This window comes from Microbacterium sp. CFBP 8801, from assembly GCF_014839455.1.
GTDB lineage: Bacteria > Actinomycetota > Actinomycetes > Actinomycetales > Microbacteriaceae > Microbacterium.
On the sequence record NZ_JACYNU010000024.1, the window covers coordinates 1 to 26978 of the forward strand.

Genomic DNA, 26978 nt, shown 5'->3' on the forward strand with positions numbered 1-26978 from the left:
CCCCCGGCGCCCTTCGTCGTCGCGGCGTACGCTGGGTCGATGACCTCTTCCGCGCCGTTCGTCGTCCGCCCCGCCGGTACCGCCGACGTGCGACGTATCCACGAACTGCTCGAGCCGTTCGTGCAGAAGCGCATCCTGCTCGGCAAAGACCTCGTGGTGCTCTACGGGTCGGTGCAGCAGTTCGTCGTGGCCGAGGCCGACGGCGTCGTCATCGGCTGCGGCGCCCTGCACGTCATGTGGGAAGACCTGGGCGAGGTGCGCACCCTCATCGTTCATGACGAGTGGCTGCATCACGGCGTGGGGCGGGCCATCGTCGAGATGCTCGAGGAGCGGGCGCGCGAGCTGGGCGTCAGCCGCCTGTTCTGCCTGACCTTCGAGGTCGACTTCTTCACGCGTCGGGGGTTCGCCGAGATCGGCGAGCAGGTGGTCGACCCCGACGTGTACTCGCAGCTCGTGCGCAGTCCCGACGAGGGCGTCGCGGAGTTCCTCGACCTCGCGCACGTCAAGCCCAACACCCTGGGCAACACGCGCATGCTCAAGCAGCTCTGAGCGCGCCGTGGGCGGGGACTCAGCCGTGACGCCTACCCTGGAACCATGACCGATGCCCCCCGAAGGCGGAGGCAGTCCCCGGCGGTCTATCGTCGACGTCGTCTCGCGGCAGGGCTCTTCGCCCTGATCGTGATCGGCCTCGTCGTGTGGCTCGTCGCGGCTCCGCCCTGGCGCGCCGTCCCGACGGCCGAAGAGACGCCTGCCACCGCCGAGAGTGCCCCCGACCCCGCCGTCTCGTCGGCTGCTCCGCCGGCCGCGGCGACTCCGAGTTCCACCCCGACGCAGAGCGTGTCGTCAGGGCCCGTCGAGTGCACCGCCGCCGACATCTCGGTCGAAGCGCTGTCGGACAAGGCCGAGTATGCGCAGGGCGAGAACCCGCAGCTCTCGATCCGCCTCACCAACTCATCGGCGAACGCCTGCACCATGAACGTCGGAACGAGCGCGCAGTCGTTCACCGTGACGAGCGGCTCCGACGTGTGGTGGCGTTCCACCGACTGCCAGTCCGAGCCGAGCGATCTCGAGGTCACCCTCGCCGCCGGCCAGACCGTCACCAGCTCGGCTCCTCTCACCTGGGACCGCACGCGTTCCTCGGTCAGCTCGTGCGAGAGCGAGCGGCCGTACGCGCCGGGCAGCGGAGCCACGTACCACCTGAGCGTGTCGATCGGCGGTATCCCGTCGGCGGGGACGGCGTCGTTCGTCCTGCAATGACGCGCACAGCGACGAACGGAGGGGTGGATGCCGTGGCATCCACCCCTCCGTCATCACCGGGTCAGCCGCGCGGGGAGTCCTTGCCGAACACCTCGCCCTGCAGGGCGTCGTAGCCCTCCTTCTGCGGGTCGCCGTGCAGACCGCCGGAGAGGGCGTACTCCTCCTCGGGCGAGAGCACGAGGCGGTGACGGCCGTAGACGGCGAAGGCGACGAAGATCACCGCGTAGACCACGATGATCGCGACGATCGCCAGCAGGTAGGCCGAGTTCAGCAGCAGGCCGAAGAACACGACGGCGGCGATGATCGCCGCGGAGTAGGCCCCGAACAGGCCCCACGGGCTCTTGTACGGACGCACCGCGTTCGGGAACTTCTTGCGGAGCACGATGAACGAGACCATCTGCAGGAAGTACGCGAGCACCGCGCCCCACACGGCGATGTTCAGCACGATCGCGCCGGCGGGGCTCGCGTCTCCTCCCGCGGCCTGCACGATCACCAGGGCGAAGAAGCCCAGCACCGCGCCGAACACGAGGGCCACCCACGGGGTCTTGCGAGCACCGGTGAGAGAGAGCCAGCGCGGGTAGTAACCGGCGCGCGAGAGTGAGTACATGTTGCGGCCGTAGGCGAACATGATGCCCATCAGCGACGCGAGGAGCCCGACCAGGGCGAGCAGCGACAGGAGTGCCGCGGCCTGGTCGCCGACCATCGCGCGGAAGCCGTCGAGCAGGGGTTCGACGGAGGTCCCGGTCTCTTCGGCTCCCAGCACCCCGGTGTTGAGGAACAGCACGATGAGACCCGTGACGATGAGCGTCCCTCGGGCCCAGAGGCCGGCCCGCGGGATGTCGCGAGCGGGGTCGTGCGACTCTTCGGCGGCCAGCGGCAGCTCCTCGATGCCGAGGAAGAACCACATGGCGAAGGGGAGGGCCAGCAGGATCGCCCCGACGCCGTGGGGGAGGAACTCGGTCTGCCCCGCATCGGGGACGATGTTCCACAGCGAGGACCAGTCGAACGCCCCCGTGACTAGCGACATCACGCCGAAGACCACGATGATGCCGATCGAGATGATCGACACGACGATCGCGAAGCCGAACGAGATGTTCGCGCCGGCGGCGTTGAGGGCGATGAAGAGCGCGTAGAGGATGATCCACCACGCGAACGCGGGCAGGCTCACGCCGGTGAGCAGCTCCAGCGCCGAGTCGGCGTATTGGCCGGAGAAGTAGACGACGACCGCCGTCGTGGCGACGTACTCGATGGTCTCGGCGAGGCCCGTGGCCAGGCCGCCCCAGGGACCCATCGCGGATCGTGCGAACGAGTAGGCGCCGCCGGTGTGGGGCATGGCGGCGGCCATCTCGCCGATCGAGAACGTCAGCCCGTAGTACATGACCACGAGCACCACGAAGGCGATGAGCATGCCGCCGAAGCCGGCGTTGGCGACACCGAAGTTCCACCCCGAGAAGTCGCCCGAGATGACGGCGGCGACCGCGAGGCCCCACAGCCCCCAGACGCCGGCCGAACGTTTCAGGGTGCGTTTCTCGAAGTACGTGGAGTCGGTCGCCGTATAGGTGGCGCCGGCGACCTTTCTGCGGGAACTGCTCGAGGTGGACATAGGGCCTCCAGACGGTAACGGGCAGGCTTCAGGAGCGCCTGCGCAGAATCATGGCCTTCTATTGGTCGACCTGTCTACCTTTGGCGTGTAAGTTCCTCGTTACGACCTCCGCACGCGAGGTCGCGACGAGCAGGCGAGAGGGACACCATGGCGGGCAATCTCACCACCGCAGAACTGGATGCCGCGATCGAGGCCGGCGAGATCGACACGGTCGTCGTGGCCTTCCCCGACGCGCAGGGCCGCCTCGTCGGCAAGCGCGTCGCGGCGCGTTTCTGGCGCGACGAGGTGCTGCCCCACGGGGCCGAGGCCTGCAACTACCTGCTGTCGGTCGACGTCGACCTGAACACCGTCGACGGCTACGCCATGTCGAGCTGGGAGACGGGCTACGGCGACATGCTGCTGGTCCCCGACCTCGACACGCTCCGCCGCCTCCCCTGGCAGCCGGGCACGGCGCTGGTGATGGCGGATCTCGCGTGGGGAGACCGTCGGCACGTCGGGCAGTCGCCCCGCGGCATCCTGAACGCCCAACGCGCGCGTCTGGCGGAGCGCGGACTCACCGCCTACGCGGGCACGGAGCTGGAGTTCATCGTCTTCGACGACTCCTTCCGCGAAGCCTGGGCCAAGGGGTACACGGGCCTGCGCGCCTCGACCGACTACAACGTCGACTACAACCTGCTCGCCACCACGCGGCTCGAGCCGCTGCTGCGCGACATCCGCCTCGGCATGGACGGCGCGGGCATGTACTGCGAGGGGGTGAAGGGCGAGTGCAACCTCGGCCAGCAGGAGATCGCCTTCCGCTACGCCGAAGCGCTCGAGACCGCCGACAACCACACGATCTACAAGAACGGCGCGAAAGAGATCGCCGACCGCCACGGCAAGTCGCTGACGTTCATGGCCAAGTTCAACGAGCGCGAGGGCAACAGCTGCCACATCCACCTGTCGGTCCGCGGCGACGGCGGCGACGCCGTGATGGCGGGCGACGGCGCGCACGGCTTCAGCCCCCTCATGGAGCACTGGATCGCCGGCATCCTGGCGACCCTGCGCGAATTCACGTTGCTGTACGCGCCGACGATCAACTCGTACAAACGTTTCGCGCTGGGCTCATTCGCCCCCACCGGGGTGGCCTGGGGCGTCGACAACCGCACGTGCGCGCTGCGCGTCGTCGGCCACGGCTCGTCGCTGCGGGTCGAGAACCGCGTGCCCGGCGGAGACGTGAACCCCTACCTCGCCATCTCGGCCATCATCGCCGGCGGCCTGTACGGCATAGAGAACGAGCTGCCGCTTCCCGAGCCCCTCTCGGGCAACGCCTACACCTCGGGCGTCGACACGTTGCCGACGACCCTGCGGGAAGCGGCGGAGCTGTTCCGCGCGTCGACGATCGCCCGCGCCGCCTTCGGCGACGACGTCGTCGAGCACTACCTCAACCAGGCGCGCATCGAGGTCGAGGCCTTCGACGCCGCCGTGACCGATTGGGAGCGGGTGCGTGGTTTCGAGCGCCTCTGATCCGACCCGGACCCCCGTCGTCGGGCTCACGACCTACCTGGAGCGAGCGAAGCAGGGCGTGTGGGACGTGCGGGCATCGTTCCTGCCGCAGCAGTACTTCGACTCCGTCACCGCCTCGGGGGCCAGCGCCGTGCTGCTGCCGCCGCAGCCGCGCCCCGAGCGAGCGGCCGCCGCCGTGCTCGACGGGCTCGACGGCCTCATCCTCACCGGGGGCCTCGACGTGCAGCCCGAGCTGTACGGCGCCGAACGTCACCCGCTCACCGACTCGGCGCGCGCAGACCGCGACGCCTGGGAACTCGCACTCCTCGCGGGGGCGCGGGAGCGCGGCATCCCCATCTTCGGCATCTGCCGGGGGCTGCAACTTCTCAACGTCGCCCTCGGCGGCACGCTCCACCAGCACCTTCCCGAGGCCCTCGGCACCGAGCGGTACCGCGTGGGCGGAGGCGTCTTCGCCGAGAACGTCGTCGAGGTCGATGCCTCGACCCGACTCGCCGGTCTCGTCGGCGCCGGAGCGCTCACCGTCCACAGCTACCACCACCAGGGCGTCGACCGGCTGGGCGCGGGCCTGCGGGTGACGGCGCGCACCGACGACGGACTCGTGCAGGCCGTCGAGGCCGAGGGCGACGACTACCTCGTGGCCGTGCAGTGGCATCCCGAGGAGAACGCCGAAGACCGGCGGCTGTTCCTCGGACTCGTCGCCGCGGCGGCGGCGTATCGCGCCGCGCGTTCCGGCACCGACATCTCCACCTCCGAGCACCAGGGAGCTCTCGCATGAGCACGTTCACCGTCACCGACCCCTCGACCGGGTCGCCGATCACCACGCTCGAGCGCGCCGATCTCGCCCAGGTGGATGCCGCCGTCGCCGACGCCGTGCGCGCCCAGCGAGCGTGGGCAGCCCTCGCCCCCGTCGCCCGCGCCGACGCGCTGCGGTCGTTCGCCCGGGTCGTCGAGGCGCACGTCGACGAGCTCGCCGCGCTCGAGGTGAAGAACTCGGGCCACCCCATCGGCTCGGCCCGCTGGGAGGCGCAGCACGTCGCACAGGTGCTCAACTACTACGCCGGGGCGCCGGAACGCCTGATCGGGTCGCAGATCCCGGTCGCCGGAGGGCTGGACGTGACCTACCACGAGCCCTGCGGCGTGGTCGGGATCATCGTGCCGTGGAACTTCCCCATGACCATCGCCGCCTGGGGCTTCGCTCCGGCGCTCGCCGCGGGAAACGCCGTCGTGCTCAAGCCGGCCGAGCTCACCCCGCTGACGGCGATCCGGCTCGGCGAGCTGGCGCTCGAGGCGGGGCTCCCCGACGGGCTCTTCCGCGTCGTTGTCGGCTCGGGCTCGGTCGTAGGTCAGCGCTTCGTGTCGCACCCCGACGTGCACAAGGTCGTCTTCACCGGCTCGACCGAGGTCGGCACCGAGGTGGCCGCCGGGTGCGCGCGAATGCTCAAACCGGTGACCCTCGAGCTCGGCGGCAAGAGCGCGAACCTCGTCTTCGCCGACGCCGACCTCGAGAAGGCGGCGGCCGGCGTCCCGGGGTCCGTGTTCGACAACGCGGGGCAGGACTGCTGCGCCCGCAGCCGCCTGCTCGTGCAGCGGAGCGTCTTCGACCGGTTCCTCGAGCTGCTCGAACCGGCCGTGTCGGCCTGGAAGGTCGGCGACCCGACGCGCGAGGACACCCAGATGGGGCCGCTCATCTCGGCCTCGCACCGTTCCAGCGTGCAGGGCTTCCTCGACGGGGCCGACGTGGCGTTCCGGGGATCCGCGCCCGAGGGTGACGGCTTCTGGTTCGCCCCGGCCGTGGTGCTGGCGCAGCCCGGCGACCGCGTCGCTCGCGAGGAGGTGTTCGGTCCGGTCCTGGCCGTGCTGCCCTTCGACGACGAGGCGGATGCCATCCGCCTCGCCAACGACAGCGCGTACGGCCTCGCGGGCTCGATCTGGACCGAGAGCCTGGGCCGTGGCATCCGGGTGTCCCGCGCCGTCCGCAGCGGCGTGCTGTCGGTGAATTCGCACTCCTCGGTGCGGTACTCGACGCCCTTCGGCGGCATGAAGGCATCGGGCCTCGGTCGCGAGCTGGGTCCCGATGCCGCCGAGCACTTCACCGAGGTGAAGAACGTGTTCTACGCCACCGAGTGAACCCGTCGTCCTGACCCCCATTCCCCACTTGCCCCCGAACAGACAGGGGGACGCGGTACCGCTCGAAAGGAACCACCCGCAATGACCATCGACCTCACCCAGCGTCTCGGCGGCCGCGTCGCCATCGTCACGGGCGGCGCGAGCGGCATCGGCCTCGCCACCGCGCGCCGCTTCGCCGCGGAAGGCGCGCGCGTCGTGATCGCCGACCTCGACGAGACCACCGGCACCGCGGCCGCCGCCGAGGTCGGCGGCGTCTTCCGTCAGGTCGACGTGGCCGACGAGGCATCGGTCGACGCCCTCTTCGACGGCGTGGCCGCCGACCTCGGCAGCGTCGACATCGCGTTCAACAACGCCGGCATCTCGCCCGCCGACGACGACTCGATCGAGACGACCGAGCTGCCCGCGTGGGACCGCGTGCAAGACGTCAACCTCAAGAGCGTCTACCTCTGCTCCCGCGCCGCCCTGCGGCACATGGTCCCCGCCGGCCGGGGGTCGATCATCAACACGGCGTCGTTCGTGGCGCTGCTCGGCTCGGCGACCTCGCAGATCTCGTACACGGCATCGAAGGGCGGCGTGCTCGCCATGACCCGCGAGCTCGGCGTGCAGTTCGCCCGCCAGGGCATCCGCGTGAACGCCCTGTGCCCCGGACCCGTCAACACCCCGCTACTGCAGGAACTGTTCGCCAAAGACCCCGAGCGGGCGCAGCGTCGGCTCGTGCATGTGCCGATGGGGCGGTTCGCGGAGCCCGACGAGATGGCCGCGGCGGTGGCCTTCCTGGCATCCGACGACGCGTCGTTCATCACCGCGACGGCGTTCGTCGTCGACGGGGGGATCACCAACGCCTACGTCACGCCCCTGTGAACCGGTGACATGACAGGCTGAGACGGTGACAGACGCGCCGCTCGACGACCTGCGCCGAGCCGTGTACCGGCCGGTGCGCAGCGGCAACGCGCTCGAAGACACCACGGCGCGCATCGTGCAGACCGTTCGTCTCGGCCTGGTCGCTCCCGGGGAGTCCCTTCCGGCGGAGCGCGAGCTCGCCGCGCTGTACGGCGTGAGTCGCGACACCGTGCGCGAGGCGATCCGCGAGCTGGCCGACGCCGGGTGGCTCGAGACGCGGCGCGGACGCTACGGCGGCACGTTCGTGATCGACCCCGTGCCGCGTCCGTCGGAGCCCGCGGCGGTGGCGCAGACCGAGCTCGCCGACGTGATCTCGCTGCGCGGCGTGCTCGAGACCGGGGCGGCGTGGGCCGCCGCGGGCCGCGCGCTGTCGGCCGACGAGCGCGATGTGCTCTGGGCCCGGCACGAGGCGGCGGCCACGGCCTCCGGCGCGGACTACCGGCGCCTGGACACGCTGCTGCACCTGACGATCGCGGAGTTCGCCGGCATCCCCTCACTCGTGCCCCTCGTCGCCGACAACCGGGCGCGCGTGAACGCCTGGCTCGACACGTTCCCCCTGCTGCCGCGCAACATCGATCACTCGACCTCGCAGCACGCGGCGATCGTGTCGGCGATCCTGGCCGGGAGACCGGATGCCGCCCACGCGGCGATGCGGGATCACCTGGCCGGGTCGGAGGCATTGCTGCGCGGGTTCCTGGCGTAGCGAGCGGGGTTCCGGCCCGACTCGCCCGGCCGCGCGGTGCGGTTCTGCGACGCGTCGCCGCGGAGCCGAGAAGCCGCGGTTAGGCTCGGAGGATGGCCGGAGGCAAGAAGCGCAAGGGGAAGAAGGTCGCCGTGGACTTCAAGAACACCGCGCTGACCGATGCGTTGCAGACCCAGGACATGGCGGCGATCGCCTTCGCCTTGCGGCACGGCCCGACGGTGGTTCCGCTGATGAGCGCGGGAGACCCCGACAACCCGCTCGACGTCGGCGAGGTGTGGACGTACCGCGACCCAGACTCCGGCGAGATCGCACTGCTGCTGTTCAGCGACGCCGCCCACAAGCCCGAGACGCTGCCGCCGCACGTGGCGCTGCAGTCGCCGCAGTGGCTGCGCGCGTTCCTCGGAGCGCACCAGGATGCCATCACCTCGGTGTTCCTCGACATCGCGGGGCCGCACCCGATCCAGGCGTCGCCCGCCGATCTGATCGCCGCGCTCGACGCCTGAGACCCGACCGCGGACCGGCCCGCGCTCGAGGGTGAAGTATCAGACTCGCGCGGGTGAAGGACGCGTGCAAGACTCGGGGACATGGAGTTCCTGATCGCCGGTGCCGTGTGCGCCGCCGGACTTGTCATCCCCGCGGTTCTGGGCATGACGTCGCCGCACCGCCGCCGGCGGGCCGCTCCTCCCGGTCGCTGATCGACCACGCGGGTTTATCTTCCGGGGGATCTTTCACGCCCTCACCCGGCCCGGTTCGGGTCGTCCGCTGCTCAGCGCAGCGTGACCCTGCCGTCGCGGGACCTCGACCGCGGCGCCTGAGCGCGGCGTCGAGATCGCGGCGCCTCGACCACGGCACTTTGACGGAAGCACCTCGACCGCGGTGCCGCGACCGCGGGGTCGCGGCGTCGGTCCGAGTGGCTCAGAACCCCGGTTCGCTGTCGTCGCGCGGCATGCCGCGCACCTGCAGTTCGTTGAGCGCCTGCGCGAGCTTGCGCGACGAGGCGTCGAGCACCGTGTGGTAGCCCAGGCGCTTGGCTTCGGACGCCCGTTGCGCGGCCTGCGTGACGTTGCGGATCTCGCCGGTGAGCGTCAACTCGCCGATCGCGGCGAGGCGTTTCGACACCTTGCGGTTCTTCACGGCGTTGGCCACCGCGATGGCGATGGCGAGGTCGGCCGCGGGCTCGACCAGGCGCACCCCTCCGACGGTCGAGACGTACACGTCGCGGTCGGACAGGGTGAGGCCCATGCGGCTCTCGAGCACGGCGAGGACCATCGCCACGCGCGACGAGTCGACGCCGTTCACGATGCGCCGCGGGTTGGGTGCCGTCTGGCGCACGGCGAGTGCCTGGATCTCGACGGGCAGGGCGCGGCGGCCCTCCATCGCGATGGTGACGCACGTGCCCGGCTCGGGTTCGCCGTGCCCGAGGAACAGGGCGCTCGGGTCGGACACCTCGGAGATGCCGGTGCCGGTCATGTCGAAGCAGCCGACCTCGTCGGTGGGGCCGAAGCGGTTCTTGAGCGCGCGCACGAAGCGCAGCGACGTCTGCCGGTCGCCCTCGAAGTGGCACACCACGTCGACGAGGTGCTCGAGGATGCGGGGTCCGGCGATCGAGCCGTCTTTGGTGACGTGGCCGACGAGGATGACAGGCAGCCCGCGTTCTTTCGCGACACGGATGAGCGCCGACGCGACCTCGCGCACCTGCGCCGGCTGACCCGCGGCGCCGTCGCTGTGGGAGGAGGACACCGTCTGCACCGAGTCGACGATGAGCAGGCCGGGCTCGACCTGGTCGATGTGCCCGAGGATCGTGGCCAGGTCGGTCTCGGCGGCGAGGAACAGCTCTTCGTGGAGCGCGCCGGTGCGCTCGGCGCGCAGCCGCACCTGGGCGGCGGATTCTTCACCGCTGGCGTAGAGCACGCGGCGACCCGCGCGGGCGCTTTGCGCGGCGACCTCGAGCAGCAGCGTCGACTTGCCGACGCCGGGTTCGCCGCTGAGCAGGATCGCCGCCCCCGGAACGATGCCGCCGCCCAGAACGCGGTCGAACTCGCCGACGCCGCTGGTGCGCCGGGGGGCGTCCTGCGTGTCGATCTCGGTGATGCGCCGGGCCATCCGGGCCGCGCCCGGAGCGACCGGAGCGATCGATCGGACGATCCCCGTCTGCTCGGCGGCCTCGACCACGGTGCCCCACGACTGGCACTCCCCGCATCGGCCGACCCACTTCAGCGTCGTCCACCCGCACTCGGTGCAGCGGTACGGAGCAGGGGCTGCAGCGGGACGTCGGGATGCCATGGCATCAGGCTACGCGGGGCCCCCGACATCGCCGGCGCCGGGCCGCGGCATCCGGGATCTGCTGTCGGCCGGCCGCTCGCGCATAAACGCGCTTCCTGCGCATAAACGCGGTGAGAGAGCGTTTATGCGCAGGAACAGCGTTTATGGGTGAGTCACCGTGCCGCGCCGGGCTCGAGGTATAGCGCGGCCGGGTGCGACCGGGCGGGGGTGCGGCCAGGCGGGGCGTGGGCTCGGCTGGGCGGCGGTGTGGCCGGGGCGGGTGTGGCCCGACCGGGCGCGGCGGCGAGCTGGGCCGGGGCGGCATCCGGGCCCCGCTGCCGGCGGCCCCCACGCATAAACGCCAATCCTGCGCATAAACGCGGTGAGAGAGCGTTTATGCGCAGGGACAGCGTTTATGCGCGAACCGCCGCGCCGCGCCGGACCCGGCGCCCGGCCCCGCCGTGCAGAGCCCCGCGTCAGTCGCGCAGCGACTCCGCCACCGTTGTCAACGCGTCGGCCGAGCGGCGCAGAAGCCCGAGCTCGGCGTCGGAGAACGGCGTGCCGGCGAGGGGCACCGCGCCGCGTGCCGAGACGATCGACGGCACCGACAGGGCCACGCCGTCGATGCCGTGGAAGTCTTGCAGCACGGTGCTCACGGGGAGGATGGCGTGCTCGTCGCGCAGGATCGCCTCGACGATGCGTGCGCTCGACAGACCGATCGCGTAGTTCGTCGCCCCCTTGCCCTTGATGACCTTGTACGCGGCATCGCGGACGTCGACGGCGATGGCATCCAACTCCTCCGTGGTGAAGCGACCCCCTCCGGGCAGCTCGAACTCGGTGATGGGGACGGATCCGATCGTGGCGGTCGACCACAGGGGGAACTCGGTGTCTCCGTGCTCGCCGACGATCCACGCGTGCACGCTCGCGGTGCTGACCGCCGCCCGCTGAGCGAGCTGCCATCGCAGACGCGAGGTGTCGAGCACCGTGCCCGAGGCGAAGATGCGGCGCGTCGGCAGGCCGGTCGCCTGCTGCGCGAGCACCGTGAGCACGTCGCAGGGGTTCGTGACGATGACGTAGACGGCGTTCGGTGCGACCTCGAGCAGCTTCGGCATCATGTCGCGGATGATCCCGGCGTTCGTGGCGGCGAGCTCGGTGCGGGTCTGACCCGGGTTCTGCTTCGCGCCGGCCGTGATGACGACGACGTGCGACCCCTCGGCCACCGACACGTCGCTGCCGCCGGTGATGTCGCTGGTGCCGGTGAACTGCGTGCCGTGAGCGAGGTCGAGCACCTCGGCCTCGACCTTCTCGGTGGCGATGTCGTAGAGCGCGACGTGCCGCGCCGATCCGCGGATGAGGGCCGCGTACGCCACGCTCGCCCCCACACTTCCCGCGCCCACGACCGTCAGCTTGGAGTTCTCGATCACGCTCATGCTCCGATCCTGGCAGCGGTCGCGAACCGGTTCCAGGGGGGTGCTTCGACGGTGGACGAACGGATGCCGGGGGCTCGGCGGTGCGGGCGGTGGCGGCGCGGGCCGGGCCGAAGTCCTGAGACGTGGGGCGCGGTGGGCTCCGCATCGCCGCAGCGGGCGTCGGCGGCCCGGTTTCTCAGGAGTTCGGCCGCGCGGGTGGCCGCCGAGGGCCCGTCGACCCGCTCGGATTCGCGGCATCCCGTCGAGTGTCGTAAGCTGTTCGGCGGTGACGTGTCCGAGCGGCCGAAGGTGCAACACTCGAAATGTTGTGTAGGTTCACCCCTACCGTGGGTTCAAATCCCACCGTCACCGCCAGTTGAGAAGCCCCGCGAGCCCTTGTGAACGACAGGGATCGCGGGGCTTCCTTCTTTGCTTCGACTGCGCGAGCTGCTTTCGCACATGCCTTTGCCGTTACGGGGGGAGTCGAGGTATTGGAAGGGTCAGTCGCCCCCTCGCTGGCCCTGATACCGCTTTTCTGGGTCGAGTCGATCGGGTCTCGCGAGAGTCGGACGCCGGAACTGGACATTGCCGTGGATTGAAGTACGCGAGCGCCCAAGCGAGCCCCGCTGGTTCGACGGCAATCCCTTCTACCGAACGACGGTTGTTTGGTTGGTCATGGCTGCGGCGGTGAGGTTCGCGACCGTCATCCGGGGCGCATCGGGAGCGATCACCTCACCACGGCGGAGATCATCGACGTGGGGGTTCGGGGCTGAGCATCGAAACTCGGCGTGTGCTCAGCGCCGCGGGTGCGCGCTCTGGGATGACGTCGTACTCGACCAGTACGGCTCGGTGTGTCGCCGCTGCGCGGCGCGCGATGCCTGTGGCAGTGGCGAGCAGCAAGCGCAACGAGCGTCGACCGGTCATCGCTTCGCCGCCTGCTGCGCGCCCATCTGAGCGGACTGACCGAGGTTGCCTACCGGGACAGACGCTCCAACCGACACTGCGTCGATCCAGTGCTGTGTGGTTGCGACAGCGGCGAAGTTGGAATGGAGGAGGATCATCAGGGTTGTGTGTGAAGTCTCGGCGTCCACGAAGCCCGCGTCGTTTGAGATGTGGATTGCGCCCGTGGCGTCCGAGAGGACTTCGGTGGCGAGCCCGTGGGTCTCGGCCTCTGCGGCCGACGCAATGATGCAGTTGTTGGTCATGTAACCCACGAGCGTGATCGTGTCGACGTCTTGGGCACGAAGCCAGTCGAGCAGATCCGTCCCGCTGAACACGGCCGCATGTGCTTTGACGATGCGCTTCCACTCTGTGTTGGCGCGGCTTTCGACTTCGGGGTGAAGAGCGAAGCGATCTCTTATGGGGTCGAAAGCAGGAGCGCCCTCGCCTGCACTGTGCTGGATGGCCGCGATCGGGAGGCCGGCGGCGATGGCGGCATCAATTGCCGCCGTGATTCGGGGGAGAGAGTCGGCGTGTGGCGGGAACTGGATCTCCAACGGGCCGTCGAAGTACTCCTGCTGCACATCAACCAAGATCAAGGCGCGATGCGGGTTTGTCATGGTGATTCACTCCTGGACGACGGGCAGCCTGGATGCTGCGCGTCATCAATGCTCGCCTCAAGGCCCGCGCTATGCCATTGGCGCAAAAGACTAATTACGATGGGAAAAGGCCAAGGGCGGGAGTGCAGATGAAGATCGCCATCTACGCGTTCGACGGGGCGACAATGTTCCATCTGTCGACTCCGCAGGTTGTTTTCGATGAGGTGGCACGGCATCGTCTCGCGCCATGGCATACGACGCTCTTCTCTGACATTGCCGGCTCGATACGCACGGCTGAGGGTTACTCTGTCTCCGGAATTGAGGGACTGTCGGCGACCGAGGACGCCGACATGGTTGTCCTCCCCGCGTGGGAGCGGCGGGGGAAGGAGATCAGCCCTGGCCTCGGGCAAGCGCTGCGCGCGGCCCACTCCCGCGGCGCGTTCATCGCTGGCCTCTGTCTGGGGGCGTTCGTCGTAGCGGACGCGGGCCTGCTCGCCGGGCGCCGCGCCGTCACTCACTGGCGCGCGGCGGACGAGCTCGGAGCTAGGCACCCTGACATCGAGGTCGATCCATCGTCGTTGTACGTGGACCTCGGCGATGTGCTCACCTCTGCGGGCACAGCCTCGGGCCTCGATGCTTGTCTCCATATCGTGCGCTCCAGGCTCGGCGCAGAGGCAGCCAATCGACTGGCGCGGTCACTGGTCATCGCGCCGCACCGTGAGGGTGGTCAGGCCCAGTACATCGAGCACCCGGTTCAGGTAGACCTCACCGGTGATCCGATCGGAGAGGCGCTGGAATGGGCGCTCGCTCACCTGGGCGATGATGTCGATGTCGACGCGCTCGCGACCCAGGCGCACATGAGTCGCCGCTCCTTTGTGCGTGCGTTCCGCGTGGCCACCGGCACAACCCCCGCGGCATGGGTGCGCTCGCGGCGCCTCGACGAATCCCGACGCTTGCTCGAGACGACCGACCTGACGGTCGATCAGATCGCGGCTTCCTGCGGATTCGGAAGTCCCGTTACGCTACGCCAGAACTTTCTGGCGGCTTTCGGCTGCACGCCGTCGAGCTATCGGCGTCGCTTCGATGCGCGCGGCTCTGGCGCGGCGATGATGGTCAGTTGAGAAGAAACCACTCGCCCGGCGATTGATTACTGTTCGGCAAGAAGGCCCTCGACGACACGTCGCAGTTCGGAGGCGTCGAGCATCTCGGAACGTTCGCCGTTGATCATGAGCGTCGGTGTCGCCGTCACCCCTGCGGCGAGGGCCGCGTCAGTGTTGGCATCGATCCAGTTCTCATATCGCCCCTCCTCGACGCACTCGAGAACCGAGGGGGTCGTCACGCCCTGTGAGACGAGATAGTCGCGGAGCTGATCGTTGCTCCACCCGTCCGTCGTTGCATCGTGGAGAGCGAAGAGGCCAGCGTGTGCCGTGGGCCACATATCCGGATCGCCTTCAGCGACGCAGGTTGCAGCGCTCCCCGCTCGGTTGCCGTAGTTCGTGACCACACGAATCGGGTGGTAGACGACTGCCACCTCGCCCGTCGCGACGAGTTCATCGAGGGTCGGTCCGACAGCCGTTTCGTACTCTTGGCAATGCGGGCAGGAGAAGTCTTCGTACAGCGAGAGGGTGACGCTGGCATCCGTGGCACCCACTCGGACGAAGTCGGGGCCGATGGTCAGCGGCATGTCCGCGAGCGAGAGCACCGATGCCGCCGGCGGTGAGGACGGCGGTACTACGTCGTTCATTGCGCGCTGCGTCAGGACCACGGCCGCGATGGCCGCCACGCCCACGATCAGCGTCCCGCCAGTCACGGCAATCTGAATGGTGGCACGTCTGCGACGAAGTGCCTTCGCCTCCGTTGCGTGCATTATGTCGCTCTGCAGACGTTGTGACGCGACAGAAGGTCGCTTCTTCTTCGCCATGTCGTGTAGTCCTTTTCTCGCCCGATGTCTAATCTACGTCACGTAGAGATGTGGGCTCGGTGGGAGGGGTGAAGGGTCGTGCCGACGTGGCACCGACACGACCCTTCACCGTGCTCAGACTCCGAGGTCGCGAAGCCACTGCTCCACGGAGCGGGGGCGAACGCCGAGCCGCCGCTGGGCGCTGCTGTCACTCTCGATGGTTTCGTCAGCCTGGGTCGCTCGCCAGTGGTACGAAGCCACGACGGCGTCCGTACCGTCCTGGCCAATGAGGGGGGCGAGGAGCGTCCCGAATGCGTCCGGATCCTGCGCCTCGAATGTGACATCGCGGTCGAAGTAACGCGCGAACGCCGCCGCCAGGTCGTCGCCGACGAGGCCGGGCAATGCGCCGACCCCGACTGTTCCCGTCACGTCGGGGCGCACGAGCAGGCCCGCGATGACGTCGGCCACATCGAGATGCGAGCTCCACGACACGGCGTAATCGCGACGGATCGGGTACAGCAACACGCCCTGGTCGCGAACGGATGCCACGACGAACGGCAGCAGCAGGTTCTCGAGAAACAGGCGAGGTGCGACTGTAGCGAAGGAAACGCCGGTTCCCTTCAGGCCCTCGATGAGGGCCGCAACTGCACCGTCGCCCTCGGTCGAGTAGCCGCTGGTCGACACGACGACGCGTTGGGGGCGTGCACGATCGACAGCGGCGACGGCCGCCTGAGCGTGCGCGAGCTGCTGGTCCGGGCTGCCGATCGGGAGATGGATGAAGACGCCCTCTTTGCCGCTGTACGCAGCAGCCAGCGAGCCGACGGAGGAGAAATCGACGGCCACGGCGTCGCCGTCGAAGGCGGCGGGGTCACGAACGGCGGCGACAACAGACGCGCCCGAGCGGGCGAGCGCGGCATGAACGGGGGCACCTTGGGCGCCGGTGGCGCCATGGATGAGGTAGGTCATGCTCCCATTAGTGCATAGGATGCACTGGTTACGTCAAGTGCACTAAGGGGATGCCGCATGACCTTCTCAGATGAACCCTGGCCGGAGTGCGGAGTCGCGAGATTCCTCACGTTGCTCGATGGTCCCTGGGCGACGCTCATCGTGCGTAATCTGCTCGCGGGCCCTGCGCGATTCTCTGAGCTGCGCAACGGTCTCATCGGCATCAGTGCGCATACCCTTTCGAATCGGTTGCGCCGGTTCGAGGAGTACGGACTGGTCACGCGCACGGTCTTCGCTGAGGTCCCGCCCCGGGTTGTCTACGAGCTGACGGAATCAGGACAGCGGCTTCGGCCGGTGCTCGAAGCAATGAACCACTGGGCGCTCACAATCCCGCGCACCGAGGGGCTCGACGAGCTCAGGGGTTCAGGGGCGAACGAGCGCGCCTGACGTCGTGAGCTTGCGTGACGGCGTCCACTGGCGGGTAGCCAGCCGCTCGGCGCGAAGCTCCATCGTCAGATCCTGTGTCTGATCGGCGACGTGCACGAGCGCGTTGGCGAGATGAACCGCGCCGACTCGGCGGGCGGCCGCGTCGTCGGCGATGAGCTCGACGAGGAAAGTTGTTGCCCGCAGAAGTTGTTTACCTCGTCGGGAGGAAGGCAGACACGCACGGTGGAGTTCGGCAATGCGCAGCGCCATGTAATGGCGCCCGCGCAAGTGAGCCAGCTCGTGAGCGACGACGGCGCTGAGCTGGGCGGGGGTCAGGATCTCGCGTAGCGCGGATGACACGACGACCGCGGCGTCACGTCCAGGGATGGCACATGCGAACGGCTCGTCGCTGCGGCACGTCAACAGCGACACTCGTCCATCGAGTGTTGCCTTGGTGTGGGGGAGCGCCAGTACTTCGCCGAATGTACGCTCACCGGCGCCGACGAGGCCGTCGGATCCCGCGCCGACGATGAGAAGTACCGCCCCCAGGGCAGCGAGGGCGCCCCATCCGGCAACGTGATAAATGACGCCTGCGACGGCGTCCTGCGTGTGCTGGGCCTGCAGGGCCAATGCCACCGTGCATCCGACGGCACCCAGTGCTGTCAGAAGGCCGAATCCGAGAGCCGCATGCCACGCCGCCAGAGCAATGCTCGGGTATCGGACCTGCCATCGGCCCGATGTCAGCAGTCGCGGGCCTGCCCACCACGCCAGGATGGTCAGGAGTGCGCAGGCGCCGAGCGCGATCACGTCGCGCGACGCTTCTTGCCCAGTGCGGAGCGCAGCATGTCGACGTCGTCAGCGTCCAAGTCGCCGGCGAACTGCAGCAAGGCGGCACGGCGATCGTCTGTGCTCTTGAGCGCGCGATGCATTGAATCGCTTGCATTCTCGGCGGCCGACAGTCGCGCGGCGAACCGTACCTTGCGAGGCGACTCGGCGTGGCGGGTTACCTCGCCCTTCTCGATCAGCCGATCGAGGGCGGTGAGGATCGTCGTGTATGCGGGGGTTGGCTCCGTGAATGCCGACTGGATGTCGGCGGCTCCGGCGGGCTCCGCATGGGTTCGCAGGATCGCCAGCACTTCCGCTTCCAGTTCCCCGCGCCCGCGGTTGCGTGTTCCGCTCATGATCGGCCTCCGGCAGAAATTCTACCTGTGGTGGAGATCGAGATGCGAGCATCACCGCTTTATTCGACCGGATGTAGAGTTGATCTGAGCTCGTCGCCTGACGACCAGAGAGGATGTGCGCCATGACGCAGAGTCGTTTTTCGATCGAGGGGATGACGTGCGAGCACTGTGAGCATGCCATCCAGAGCGCTGTGAGCTCGCTGGAGGGAGTGGTCGCCGTGAGCGCGAGCGCTACCGACGGTCAGGCCATTGTTGAGCATGACGACCGCCTGGTCGTGGAGGACGTCGTCTCTGCCGTGGCAGAGGCCGGCTACTCCGTTCGCATGTGACCGAGGCCGCCTCAGCGCTGGCCGCATACGACGAGCCGCGGATCAGGAGATCGTCGGCGAGCATTGGCGTCGTCATGACGGTCGCGGCGGTACTGGTCGCTGCTCCTCCCATAGTGACCGCGGCCGCCATGGGTTCAGCCAGCTACGAGAAGCTGTCGCGAGGCTACCCCGGTGACTTCACCGCGCTCCTTTCGACCTCTCTCAGGGTTGTTGCCGATGGGGCATCCTGGACGGCGATCGGGGCGCTCGTGGTCGCTCTGTTTGTCCTCGCAGCACCCCGGTCGCGTGCTCTCGAGAGCGTCGCCGGGCTCGAGCTGCGCGTGCTGAGGTATGCGCTGCTGACCTGGATGGTGGCGGCGGCAGCGCTCGTCCCTGTCGATGCAGCCGACGCGAACGGTGTGAGCATCGTGCGGCTCGCAGAACCGGGTGCGCTCGCCTATCTCGTTGAGGGCGCCTACCTGCCGAAGGCGTGGTTCTTCGTCTTCATTGCGATGACGGTGGCTTCGCTGATCGCGCTGTTCGCGCAAAAGTGGGCGTCCCTCCTGCCTATCGCCCTGCTCTGCGCGCTTTCGGCATTGGCGCCGGTGTTGGTCCATCAGGTCCAGGTGGGGGCAGATCACGATTTCGGTTCGGACGCGGCCATTTTTCAAACCCTCGCCGCTGCGGTGCTCTTCGGTACGGCCATCATCCTTGCGGTCCGTGTTTCTACCGGCCGACTGCTGCGCCCGCGGGCACTGATTCGGGCGGGGTGGTTGAGTGGCATCTGCTGGGTTGTCCTCGTCGCCAGCGAGACGATCCTGGCGTTCTTCAAAATGGCGGGCCCCTCGGAGGCGAATCCCACCGGAACGCTTCTGCTGCTTCGCGCCGCCGTGCTTCTGGCCGTAGGGGTCGTCATCAGCCTTCTCTGGCTGCGGCGAGGGCGATGGACTGATCGGCGGATCGTCAGCGTGCTGGGCGGACTCGTCCTCCTGGCGGGAGCGTACATCGGCATCAGTGGCGCGATGACGCGCGTGCCGCCGCCTCAGTACTTCGTGACGACCAACATCTCGCAGATCTTCTTCGGTTTCGACATTCTCGACAAGGCGCCGACTCCGATGATGTGGCTCACGCAATGGCGGCCCAACATCCTGTTCGTGGTGATCTCCGTCGTCGCCGTGGTGCTCTACCTCGCTGCGGTGAGACGACTACACCGTCGAGGCGATCGTTGGCCCGCGGGGCGGACGGTGGCCTGGATCCTGGGTTGGATCGTCGTCGTCGTATCTACGAGCTCGGCGCTCGGACAATACGCCGGGGCGCAATTCGGCGTCCACATGATCGTTCACATGAGCCTGAACATGCTCGCACCCGTGCTGCTCGTCCTCGGCGGTGTCGTCACGCTTCTACTCCGCGCCACGACACCGCATCCGCGGGGTGAGCCAGCGGGCCCGCGGGAATGGATCACCGCCGTCCTTCACTGGCCAGGCACGCGCGTCATCTACAGTCCCGTGCTCGTCTTCATCGTCTACATCGGCTCGTACTATGCGCTGTACCTCTCCCCGCTCTTCGAGGAGATCATCCGGTTCCACTGGGCGCACCAGGCAATGAACCTGCACTTCCTGGTCGTCGGCTACCTCTTCTATGGCCTCGTGATCGGCGTCGACCGTCCGCCCAGGCCGTTGCCCGCTATCGGCAAGCTGGGCTTTGTGTTGGCGGCGATGCCCTTCCACGCGTTCTTCGGCATCATCCTCATGACGGCAACGGTGCCGATCGCGGAAAACTTCTACCGAACCCTGAACTTCCCATGGATGGGTGACCTGCTGGCTCAGCAGTACCTCGGGGGCGGTATCGCCTGGGCCGGCGGTGAGCTGCCGTTGGTCTTTGTCGTGATCGCGCTAGGCATCCAATGGGCGCGCCAGGATAGCCGCGAAGCCCAGCGCGTCGATCGTCACCTTGACTCCGGCGTCGACGACGAGTTCGACATGTACAACCACATGCTGAACGAACTCGCCCTTCGCTCGGCACGGTCTAACGGCCCGGCTTTGACGCCCGCGCAGAAAAAGGAACCTTCGTGAGCCCTACTGAACCCACTGTTGCTGCTTCCCCGCTTGAGCTGAATGTCTCGGGAATGACGTGTGCTGCGTGCGCGGGACGCGTGGAACGCGCGCTCAACCGGATCGATGGCGTCGAGGCCGTCGTCAACTATGCGACCGAACGCGCTGTGGTGAAGGGGCTGGATGCTGCGCGCGGGGCCGATGCCATCGATGCTGTCGTTCGCGCCGGGTACCACGCCGAGGTGCGCGGCGAGGCAGACGACGAATGGACCAAGCGCAGCAACGACACGCGGATCACGGGGCTCAGACGACGGCTGGTGGTGGCGGCTCTGCTCACCATTCCGCTGATGGACCTGACGCTGATATTGGCGCTGGTGCCGGCGTGGAGGTTTCCGAACTGGGAGCTTCTTTGTATCGCGATCGCTGTGCCCATCGTTACCTGGGCGGCCTGGCCTTTCCACCGAGCCACACTTCGAAATCTCCGGCACGGTGCCGTCAGCATGGACACGCTAGTGTCGCTCGGGATCGCCGCATCGTTCGGATGGGCGCTGGTCACGGTGCTGATCGGTGACGGCACGCCGGGTTACTGGATCGGTTACGGTCCCACGCCGGCCGGGGCGAATGCCATCTACCTGGATGTCGCGGCGGGCATGACCACTTTCCAGCTCGCGGGACGCTACTTCGAAGCGCGGTCGCGGCGCAAGGCAGGCGACGTTCTGGACGCCCTCTCAGCGCTCGCACCCACGACCGCGCGCGTGCGCCGAGACGGCGTCGATGTGGTGGTGTCGATCGATGAGGTGCGTTTCGGCGATACGGCCATCGTCCTTCCGGGCGAGACTCTGCCGATCGACGGCGAGGTCACGGAGGGGTGGGCGGCCGTCGACACGAGCGCGATGACCGGCGAGCCTTCGCCGCGCGAAACCGGTCCGGGAACAGCGGTCATGGCGGGAACGGTCAATACCGACGGCCGACTCGTGATCCTCGTCACAGCTGTGGGGACGCGCACCCAGCTCGCTCAGCTCGCCACGATGGCAGAACGCGCACAGGAATCGAAAGCACGTATCCAGTCCCTCGTCGATCGCATCGTCCAGTGGTTCGTGCCGACGATCGTCGTCCTGTCCGCCGTCGTGACGGTCGTGTGGCTGTTTGCCGGCGCCGATCCGTCCCATGCTGTCTCTGTCGGCGTAGCGGTGTTGATCATTGCCTGCCCCTGCGCACTCGGGCTAGCGACCCCCACGGCGCTTATGGTGGGCGTCGGGCGGGGCGCGCAACTGGGCATCCTCATCAAGGGACAGGGAGCGTTGGAAGCGTCGGGGCGAATCGACACCGTGGTGCTCGACAAGACCGGAACGCTGACGGAAGGCGCTATGCGCGTCGTTGAGCAGACCTTCGCTGATGCAAGATCCTCCCACGAGGCGGTGCGTATCGCCGGAGCCCTGGAATCGGGCTCGACTCATCCCATCGCCGTGGCAATCGTCGATCATGCTCGGAACAGTGTGCAGGATCTACCGGCGGTAGAGGACTTTCGTGTGCTCGCAGGGCTGGGTGTCGAAGCGCAGCTCGACGGTGCGCAGGTGGCCATCGGCGGTCCCCGACTCAGCGCTCATCTGGACGTGCAGTTGCCGCCCGAGCTCCATCAGGCAGTTGACCGCGCACGCGCGGTGGGAGCCTCGCCCATCGTGCTGGTCCGGGACCGAACTGCGGTCGCGGTCTTCGCCGTCGAGGATCGCATCCGTGAGAGCGCCGCCCGTTCGGTGGCGGCCCTCTCGGCGCTCCGTATGCGGACTATTCTTCTCACCGGCGATGACGATGCCGCCGCTCGGCGGGTCGCCGATGCTGTCGGCATCGACGAGGTGCGCGCCCAGGTGACCCCTGTCGAGAAGGCGCAGGTCATCGCCGAGCTGCGGGCTTCCGGTCGCCACGTCGCGATGGTCGGAGACGGGATCAACGACGCGGCGGCGCTGGCGGGAGCGGATCTCGGGATGGCTGTCGTCACCGGCACCGACGTTGCCCTGAAAGCCGCGGACATCATCTTGGTGCGTGATGATCTCTCGGTCGTTCCCGACGCGATTGGTCTTTCGCGGCGCACGCTGAACACCATCCGCGGAAACCTCGTGTGGGCGTTCGGGTACAACATCGCCGCGATTCCTCTGGCCGCAGCCGGACTGCTGAACCCGCTGATTGCCGCAGCGGCCATGTCGCTGTCGTCGGTCTTCGTTGTCTGGAACAGCCTGCGGCTTCGCAACTACACTCCGCGCTCACAGCGTCCCCGGCAGTGACCGGCGGCGGCTGTGCGTCCTGGTGATCGTCTCCGCGTCGCGGTGGCGTCGGACGGCCACGTAGTTGCCGCAGGTTGTCGAACAGTAGCTGCGTAGCCCGTTCCGGCTCGTGTCGACGAACGCCACGGTACATCCCGATCGAGCGCACATCCCGAGTCTTTTCCCGCCCGCCTCTACAGCGAAGAGTGCCAGCCCGCCGGCGGTGACCGCTGCGACCCTCGCGACGACGTCGTCGTCCTCAGCGGCGAAATGCAGATGAGGTCGAAGTCCGTCGTGAGCGGTGAGGTACGGCTGAGCCGTGCCTTCGGTGAGCAAGGCGTTGATGGCCGCGCATCGAGCATCGACGCCATGTGTCGCGAACACAGGACGAAGGCGAGCCGACCAAGCGGCGAGTCGGTGCGAAGCGTCGGCGTCGAGGTCGATGCGCCGGATGTGGTGGCGGGTGAGCACGCTGGTCGCCCTCTCGTCGTCCCATCCCCGTCCCACCAGGGTGACCAGATCGGCGGCGAGGGCAGGTCCGGTCATGTTGTCATGGTTGAACTGCATAAACCCATTGCACCAGAGTCGGCGGTGTGGATGTGGTCATTGTCGCTATCGTGCCAATTCTTCTTCTGTTGGCCGGGGGGAGCATCGTGCGTCGATGGTTTCTCCCGCACCCCGAGTTCTGGAGCGGCTTGTCGTGGATGACCTACTGGGTGTTCACCCCGGCCCTCTTCGTTGCCTCGATCTCTCGCGCCGATCTCGACGTGGTGCCGGTGGGCTCGCTGCTTGTCTGCCTGGTCGCGCCGATCGTCGTTGTCGCGGCGTCTGCACTTGCGCTCGGGCGAGCGATTCGAGCTGATGGGCCACAGGTGACATCGCTGGTCCAGGGTTCTATCCGTGTGAACACTTACATCGGGTTGATCTTTGCCTCCGCAGTTCACGGTGCGACCGGTGTTGCCGTGTTCGCCATTGCCAGCGCGATTGTTGTCCCGCTGGTGAACATCATCTGTGTGAGCGTTCTCTCCTCCTGCGGAAGGGTGGACGCGGCCGTGAGGAAGCCCCGGGTGTGGCGCGACCTCGCCTTCAACCCGCTCATCCTCTCGTGCCTCGCGGGGACCGGGCTCAACGTGCTCCAGGTGCCCTTGCCGACGGTGTTGAGTTCGTCGCTCACCCTGTTGTCAGCGCCCGCCCTCGCGGCGGGCACGCTCATCGCCGGCGCGGCATTGCGACTCACCTTCGAGCGGAGAGATCTCGTGGATGTGGCTCTTGCCAGTGCGCTGAAACTCGTTGCGCTGCCGCTAGGCGCCGGGGCCCTCGCGGCGTGGCTGGGCGTGTCTGGGGTCGAGCTGTTCGTCGTCGTTCTGATCTGTGCGGTGCCGACGGCGCCGAGTGCGTACATCCTCGCAACCAAGATGGGTGGTGACGCCCGGCTGATGGCGACGATCACAGGCGTGCAGACGGTGCTCTCGATTGTCTCGATTCCCGCGTTGCTTGCGTTCGTCGGGTCGTTCACGCCGACGGCGTGAATGACCCGACGAACGCGCCGCTGTCACATCACACTGAGCCGAAGTACTTCCGAGCCGCCGGTATGCGCCGGATCAAGAAGTGGTCGATGGCAAGGATCACCAGCACCGACAGGCCGAACAGCGGCAGGAAGAACCCGAGAGCGACTACTGCGACGAGCAGGATCCGATTGGCGACGATGGGCAACCGGGCGCGGGGGGCGGCGAGTCCCGATGCATTTCCGCGGCGGCTCCACCACATCATCGGCGCTGAGACGCACATGAAGATCACGGCGAGGCAGAAGAGTGTTGTCAGGAGCATGTTGATCGGCCCGAACCGACGCCCCTCGTGGATGGCGATGCCGTTCGCGACGGTTTTGGATAGCAGCGAGAGATCGTCATAGCTGTAGACCTCGAGCGCATCCCCGCTGTACTGGTCGACGTGCACCGTCTTTTGCAGCGAGACATCGGACTCGGCCGGGTTGCCGTTGTTCGCCCACTGGTAGCCGTACACGCTGTACACGCCAGTCACACCCTCCGGGTACGTGACGAAGTACGGCTCCGGTGCTCCTTCTGCCCGCGCGGCGGCGGTTGCAGAGTCGATCGAGATCGGTGTTCCACTGCCTGTGCTGTTCGCGGTCGGAAGGTCCGCAATCTCCCAGCCGGCGGGGCTGGAGGATCCGTTGCTCGCCTCGATCTGCTCCTTCACCGTCGACTCCGCGCCGGGGTCGTCGCCCCAGAGCGAGTCAGACGAGCCGGAAGCGATGCTCGACGCGAGGTTGCCCCAGACCCCGGTCCACGGGAGGCCAGACACGACCAGCATGAGGATGCCGAGCCCGACGGGTAGCCCGACGATCGCGTGCGCTTGGCGAAGTCGAGAACCTTTGACTTTCTTGCGCACGGCGATGCTGCGGGGCCTTCGTCCGGTGAAGAAGAGGATGAACCCCGTGATCGTGAGGACGATGGCCCAGCTAGCGCCGAGCTCGACGATACGATCGCCGACCTCGCCGTCGCCCAGGAGGAGATCCCCATGAACGCGCTCGGCCCACGTTGAGACCAGGTCGTCCAGGTGTAGATCGCCCGTGATTGCTGCCGTGTAGGGATCGACGTAGACGTTTCGGCTCTCTGTGGCGTCCTCCGTAACGAAGACAGTCGCTCGGTCGCCGGAGTTGTCGGTGACCGAGAGGACCTCGCGATCCGGGAATGCTGCGCGCACGGCCGATTCCTGGTCGGATAGGGGGAGTCGATCAGCTTCGGTGGGAACGGTGACGGTGAGCACCCCGGGGTGCGTCCACGCGTCGACCTGGGCTCGGAACATGTAAGTCATACCCGAGACCGATAGTGCGAAGAGAACGGGGATCACGATGACTGCACCGTAGAAGTGCCATCTCCAGAAGGCGCCGAACCAATTCGTCCGGCGCCCAGGGGGCGCCGATGTCGACCTTGCGGCGTCGGCGGGCGGCGGTGGCGTCGATGCGGTTTCGGTCGTGGTCACGGCAGCTCCCTTGTGAACGTGGATTATCTCTACACAGTGTAGTAATAGACTGCCTGGGTGCTGACCTCTCCTTGGGACCTCATTCTCACCGCGCTTTTTGCTGCCACTGGTCTGTGGTGTGCGATCGACCTTGCGGCACATCGTGGGCAAGCGAGGCGTGCAGATGGTTCGCTCACGGAGCACACCGTCATCCACGTGAATCACCTGGTGATGAGCATCGCCATGATCTTGATGGTGTGGGTGCCCATGATCGATGCCGCCAACTGGGCTCAGGTCGCGATCTTCGCGATCTTCGCGGCAGCGTTGACTCCAGCCCTCGCCACCGGTGGTGTCGCGAACCGCGTGTCGGCACTCGGCCACATCACCATGAATGCGGCCATGATCTGGATGGTGCTGGCCATGCCGCTGCTGATGGCAGGGATGATCGTCGGTGGCGACGAATCCTCGGCGCATCATCATCACGGCGGTGATGACTCCGGATTGCCGACCAGCACGCCTGTGTGGGCCGATGTCGTGAACGGCATCTTCGTGATCGTCAGTGCATTGGCGGCACTGTGGTGGATCTTGGCTCTCCTTCGCCGGAACCGGCATTGGCACGATCTCTGCTACGCGGCGATGTCGGCGGGAATGGGGATCATGCTGGTGCTCATGAACGTCTGATCACACCTCGAGTTCGAGCACTGGGCTGAGCGACCGAGAGACGCAGACGTTGATCAGACCGCCGGAGATGTGTTCCTGTGCGGTCTGAGACGCATCCCGGTGGTCTGGGTTCCCGGACCTCACGGCCATCACGCACGACCCGCAATAGCCCTGACCGCACGAACGGTACGTCTCATAGCCGTGACGCTCGAGCACGTCCGCGATCGACTCATGAGACGAGATCGTCATCCGTTCGCCGGTCGATGTCGCCACGACGTCGAACGAGCTGTCGGCGTCACGAACGACGTTGCCCACGGTGAACTGCTCGCTCCGCACCTGATCATTGCCCCAGCCGGACGTCGATGCACGGCGTCGCGCGAGTTCGACGAACCCCTCTGGGCCGCACACGTAGATCATCCGGCGGCGGTCGGGGGCGCTCAACGCCGCGGGGGCGGCGGCGCGAAACGAGTCGCCCTGCTCGCTGAAGTGGGTGTGCAGTCGATCTGCCCACGGCCGCTCGAGAAGGTGTTCGCGAAGAGGCAACGCGGCTGCGGATCGCGCATACACGTGAAGCTCGAACTCCGCGTCGTTGGCGTGCAGAGTCTCGGCCATCGATACGAGGGGAGTGAGGCCGATCCCGCCGCCGAGCAGCAGAGCCGTCGTATCGGGGATCAGGCTGAACGTGTTTCGCGGTGGGGAGATCTGAAGCCGCGCGCCCGAAGAGACGTCATCATGAATGACGATAGAGCCGCCACGTCCTCGAGAATCGCGCCGAACGCAGATCAGATAGCTATCGCTCGCGCCCGGCGCGCCGATCAACGAATACTGGCGGGTCATGCCGTCGCCCAGATGGACGTCGATGTGCGCGCCGGCGCTGAAGGGGGCGAGCGGCTGGGGGCCGACGGGCTCGAGGCGGAGGAGCATGGTCGCCTCGGCGACGAGCGAGGTCGCGGTGACGCGGACGAGCT

26 protein-coding genes and 1 tRNA gene are annotated in these 26978 nt (G+C 67.7%); 16 read left to right on the forward strand and 11 right to left on the reverse strand.

Annotation, left to right across the window (positions count from 1 at the left end; all coding sequences use genetic code 11):
• Window positions 1-39 precede the first annotated feature (39 nt).
• Window positions 40-549 (forward strand): amino-acid N-acetyltransferase, encoded by a 510-nt coding sequence (locus IFR11_RS15380; RefSeq protein WP_055937627.1) that lies wholly within the window; start codon window positions 40-42, stop codon window positions 547-549.
• Between the two features lie 45 nt (window positions 550-594).
• Window positions 595-1257, forward strand: coding sequence for a hypothetical protein (locus IFR11_RS15385; RefSeq protein ID WP_181016005.1), 663 nt, complete (start codon window positions 595-597; stop codon window positions 1255-1257).
• 61 nt (window positions 1258-1318) lie between these two features.
• Here IFR11_RS15385 and IFR11_RS15390 read toward each other — a convergent pair whose 3' ends face one another.
• The gene (locus tag IFR11_RS15390) at window positions 1319-2860 is read right to left on the reverse strand and encodes an amino acid permease (RefSeq protein WP_191916749.1); all 1542 of its coding nucleotides are present in this window, start codon (window positions 2858-2860) and stop codon (window positions 1319-1321) included.
• A gap of 147 nt (window positions 2861-3007) precedes the next feature.
• Between IFR11_RS15390 and IFR11_RS15395 the strand changes: the two genes are divergently transcribed.
• The 6 genes from IFR11_RS15395 (at window position 3008) to IFR11_RS15420 (ending at window position 8596) form a co-directional block, all read left to right on the forward strand.
• Window positions 3008-4363 (forward strand): glutamine synthetase family protein, encoded by a 1356-nt coding sequence (locus IFR11_RS15395; RefSeq protein WP_055935760.1) that lies wholly within the window; start codon window positions 3008-3010, stop codon window positions 4361-4363.
• On the forward strand, window positions 4344-5138 hold the full coding sequence (locus IFR11_RS15400) for a gamma-glutamyl-gamma-aminobutyrate hydrolase family protein (RefSeq protein WP_191916750.1): 795 nt from the start codon (window positions 4344-4346) through the stop codon (window positions 5136-5138). Before IFR11_RS15395 ends, IFR11_RS15400 begins: the two co-directional genes overlap by 20 nt.
• On the forward strand, window positions 5135-6490 hold the full coding sequence (locus tag IFR11_RS15405; RefSeq protein ID WP_191916751.1) for an aldehyde dehydrogenase family protein: 1356 nt from the start codon (window positions 5135-5137) through the stop codon (window positions 6488-6490). The genes IFR11_RS15400 and IFR11_RS15405 overlap by 4 nt, the downstream gene beginning before the upstream one ends.
• Before the next feature lie 81 nt (window positions 6491-6571).
• On the forward strand, window positions 6572-7351 hold the full coding sequence (locus IFR11_RS15410; RefSeq protein ID WP_055935769.1) for a 3-oxoacyl-ACP reductase: 780 nt from the start codon (window positions 6572-6574) through the stop codon (window positions 7349-7351).
• Window positions 7352-7376: 25 nt separating this feature from the next.
• Window positions 7377-8093 (forward strand): GntR family transcriptional regulator, encoded by a 717-nt coding sequence (locus IFR11_RS15415; RefSeq protein WP_191916752.1) that lies wholly within the window; start codon window positions 7377-7379, stop codon window positions 8091-8093.
• Between the two features lie 92 nt (window positions 8094-8185).
• Window positions 8186-8596: a hypothetical protein gene (locus IFR11_RS15420; protein WP_055833399.1), complete on the forward strand. Its 411-nt coding sequence runs from the start codon at window positions 8186-8188 to the stop codon at window positions 8594-8596.
• Between the two features lie 412 nt (window positions 8597-9008).
• Here the strand turns inward: IFR11_RS15420 and radA are convergent, their stop codons facing one another.
• Entirely contained in the window at window positions 9009-10376 is a 1368-nt protein-coding gene (gene radA, locus IFR11_RS15425) for a DNA repair protein RadA (RefSeq protein WP_191916753.1), read from the reverse strand.
• Between the two features lie 455 nt (window positions 10377-10831).
• Entirely contained in the window at window positions 10832-11785 is a 954-nt protein-coding gene (locus IFR11_RS15430) for an L-lactate dehydrogenase (RefSeq protein ID WP_191916754.1), read from the reverse strand.
• Between the two features lie 264 nt (window positions 11786-12049).
• Here IFR11_RS15430 and IFR11_RS15435 point away from each other — a divergent pair.
• Window positions 12050-12139 (forward strand) — tRNA-Ser (locus IFR11_RS15435).
• Between the two features lie 545 nt (window positions 12140-12684).
• Here IFR11_RS15435 and IFR11_RS15440 read toward each other — a convergent pair.
• Complete coding sequence (locus tag IFR11_RS15440) at window positions 12685-13323, reverse strand: isochorismatase family protein (RefSeq protein ID WP_191916755.1); 639 nt, start codon at window positions 13321-13323, stop codon at window positions 12685-12687.
• Window positions 13324-13451: 128 nt separating this feature from the next.
• On the opposite strand from IFR11_RS15440, the gene IFR11_RS15445 reads away from it, so the two are divergent.
• Window positions 13452-14423 carry a GlxA family transcriptional regulator gene (locus IFR11_RS15445; RefSeq protein WP_191916756.1) on the forward strand — a complete coding sequence of 324 codons (972 nt, stop codon included), beginning with the start codon at window positions 13452-13454 and terminating at the stop codon, window positions 14421-14423.
• 26 nt (window positions 14424-14449) lie between these two features.
• On the opposite strand, the gene IFR11_RS15450 is transcribed toward IFR11_RS15445, so the two are convergent.
• Both IFR11_RS15450 and IFR11_RS15455 read right to left on the reverse strand, forming a co-directional pair.
• Window positions 14450-15223, reverse strand: a complete 774-nt coding sequence (locus IFR11_RS15450) for a DsbA family protein (RefSeq protein ID WP_191916757.1) — start codon at window positions 15221-15223, stop codon at window positions 14450-14452.
• A 114-nt stretch (window positions 15224-15337) separates the two neighbouring features.
• Complete coding sequence (locus tag IFR11_RS15455) at window positions 15338-16168, reverse strand: SDR family oxidoreductase (RefSeq protein ID WP_191916758.1); 831 nt, start codon at window positions 16166-16168, stop codon at window positions 15338-15340.
• A 57-nt stretch (window positions 16169-16225) separates the two neighbouring features.
• Here IFR11_RS15455 and IFR11_RS15460 point away from each other — a divergent pair, with 57 nt between their 5' ends.
• Entirely contained in the window at window positions 16226-16594 is a 369-nt protein-coding gene (locus IFR11_RS15460; RefSeq protein ID WP_191916759.1) for a winged helix-turn-helix transcriptional regulator, read from the forward strand.
• Here the strand turns inward: IFR11_RS15460 and IFR11_RS16840 are convergent.
• Window positions 16571-17380, reverse strand: a complete 810-nt coding sequence (locus IFR11_RS16840) for a M48 family metalloprotease (RefSeq protein ID WP_191916760.1) — start codon at window positions 17378-17380, stop codon at window positions 16571-16573. The two genes, IFR11_RS15460 and IFR11_RS16840, sit on opposite strands and share 24 nt — an antisense overlap.
• Window positions 17377-17754 (reverse strand): BlaI/MecI/CopY family transcriptional regulator, encoded by a 378-nt coding sequence (locus IFR11_RS15470; RefSeq protein WP_191916761.1) that lies wholly within the window; start codon window positions 17752-17754, stop codon window positions 17377-17379. Before IFR11_RS15470 ends, IFR11_RS16840 begins: the two co-directional genes overlap by 4 nt.
• A gap of 122 nt (window positions 17755-17876) precedes the next feature.
• On the opposite strand from IFR11_RS15470, the gene IFR11_RS15475 reads away from it, so the two are divergent.
• Genes IFR11_RS15475 through IFR11_RS15485 form a run of 3 tightly spaced genes read left to right on the forward strand, consistent with a single transcriptional unit; the run spans window position 17877 to window position 22392 of the window.
• Window positions 17877-18083 carry a heavy-metal-associated domain-containing protein gene (locus IFR11_RS15475; RefSeq protein ID WP_191916762.1) on the forward strand — a complete coding sequence of 69 codons (207 nt, stop codon included), beginning with the start codon at window positions 17877-17879 and terminating at the stop codon, window positions 18081-18083.
• Entirely contained in the window at window positions 18080-20134 is a 2055-nt protein-coding gene (locus IFR11_RS16845; RefSeq protein WP_191916763.1) for a cytochrome c oxidase assembly protein, read from the forward strand. Before IFR11_RS15475 ends, IFR11_RS16845 begins: the two co-directional genes overlap by 4 nt.
• A complete protein-coding gene (locus IFR11_RS15485) occupies window positions 20131-22392 on the forward strand; it encodes a heavy metal translocating P-type ATPase (RefSeq protein WP_342030314.1) in 2262 nt (753 codons plus the stop codon). The genes IFR11_RS16845 and IFR11_RS15485 overlap by 4 nt, the downstream gene beginning before the upstream one ends.
• Here the strand turns inward: IFR11_RS15485 and IFR11_RS15490 are convergent.
• Complete coding sequence (locus IFR11_RS15490; RefSeq protein ID WP_244630819.1) at window positions 22372-22917, reverse strand: CGNR zinc finger domain-containing protein; 546 nt, start codon at window positions 22915-22917, stop codon at window positions 22372-22374. The two genes, IFR11_RS15485 and IFR11_RS15490, sit on opposite strands and share 21 nt — an antisense overlap.
• Window positions 22918-22964: 47 nt before the next feature.
• On the opposite strand from IFR11_RS15490, the gene IFR11_RS15495 reads away from it, so the two are divergent.
• Window positions 22965-23900 (forward strand): AEC family transporter, encoded by a 936-nt coding sequence (locus IFR11_RS15495; protein WP_191916765.1) that lies wholly within the window; start codon window positions 22965-22967, stop codon window positions 23898-23900.
• Between the two features lie 28 nt (window positions 23901-23928).
• Here the strand turns inward: IFR11_RS15495 and IFR11_RS15500 are convergent, their stop codons facing one another.
• Window positions 23929-25371, reverse strand: coding sequence for a PepSY domain-containing protein (locus IFR11_RS15500; RefSeq protein ID WP_191916766.1), 1443 nt, complete (start codon window positions 25369-25371; stop codon window positions 23929-23931).
• Window positions 25372-25428: 57 nt separating this feature from the next.
• On the opposite strand from IFR11_RS15500, the gene IFR11_RS15505 reads away from it, so the two are divergent.
• A complete protein-coding gene (locus IFR11_RS15505) occupies window positions 25429-26031 on the forward strand; it encodes a DUF5134 domain-containing protein (RefSeq protein ID WP_191916767.1) in 603 nt (200 codons plus the stop codon).
• Here the strand turns inward: IFR11_RS15505 and IFR11_RS15510 are convergent.
• Window positions 26032-26978 (reverse strand): PDR/VanB family oxidoreductase (locus tag IFR11_RS15510; protein WP_191916768.1); only part of this gene is annotated, 947 nt, incomplete at its 5' end.